This window comes from Pseudoroseomonas ludipueritiae, assembly GCF_014490445.1.
In the GTDB taxonomy this organism is placed as follows: domain Bacteria; phylum Pseudomonadota; class Alphaproteobacteria; order Acetobacterales; family Acetobacteraceae; genus Pseudoroseomonas; species Pseudoroseomonas ludipueritiae.
In genome coordinates this window covers 1-867 of the sequence record NZ_JACTUZ010000360.1, presented here as the reverse complement: position 1 = coordinate 867, position 867 = coordinate 1, and the positions used below count along the sequence as shown (strand labels likewise).

At 66.1% G+C, this 867-nt stretch carries 1 protein-coding gene; it reads left to right on the top strand.

Annotation, left to right across the window (positions count from 1 at the left end; translation table 11 throughout):
* The first annotated feature begins 49 nt into the window (after positions 1-49).
* Positions 50-856 (top strand): IS5 family transposase, encoded by an 807-nt coding sequence (locus IBL25_RS26375; RefSeq protein WP_187781381.1) that lies wholly within the window; start codon positions 50-52, stop codon positions 854-856.
* Positions 857-867: the final 11 nt, after the last annotated feature.

Below are 867 nucleotides of genomic sequence, written 5' to 3'. Positions count from 1 at the left end.
CTAGAGGTTGTTATGGACCTCTGTCCTGGTAACGATCAGGTTGCGTGGCATGACTGCCCGCAAGCCTTACCCGTCTGATGTGTCTGATGAAGAATGGGCGCTGGTCGCGTCTTACCTGACGCTCTTGCCGGAGGGTGTTGGGCAGCGGGAGCATGCGCTGCGCGAGGTCTTCAACGGGCTGCGCTATGTGGTGAAGACCGGCGCGCCCTGGCGCTGGATGCCCAATGGCCTGCCGCCCTGGGCGGCCGTCTACCAGCAGACGCAGCGCTGGCTGGCGGCAGGCTGCTTTGAGGCGCTGGCCGAGGATCTCCGAACGGTGCTGCGGCTGGCTGCGGGGCGAAAGGCACAGCCGAGTGCTGCCATCCTGGACAGCCGGACCTTGCGCTCCACACCGGAAAGCGGTGAGCGGGCCGGGTATGATGGCGCCAAGCGCAAGAAGGGCTCCAAGCTGCACCTGGCGGTCGACACGCTGGGGCACCTGCTGGCGCTGCACGTCACCCCTGCCAGTGCGGATGATCGGGCCGAGGTCAGGCGGCTCGCCGAGGCGGTGCAGGCCTCGACCAGCCAGAGCGTCGATCTGGCCCATGTCGACCAGGGCTATACGGGCAGCACAGCAGCCGATGCCGCGAAAGCCCACGGCATCGAGTTGGAGGTGATCAAGCTGCCCGAGGCCAAGCGCGGCTTCGTGCTGCTGCCGCGACGCTGGGTGGTGGAACGCTCGTTCGCCTGGGCTACCCGCTTCCGGCGCCTGGTGAAGGACTATGAGCGTTATGCCAGCACCCTTGCTGACCTGCACGTCGTCGCCTTCACCTGCATCATGCTCAGGCAGGCTGCTCAACTGGACGCAGGTCCATAACAGCCTCTAGC

Excerpts from the sequence above, each read along its gene's own strand:
- IBL25_RS26375 (WP_187781381.1), top strand. The coding sequence starts at position 50 with ATGACTGCCCGCAAGCCTTACCCGTCTGATGTGTCTGATGAAGAATGG.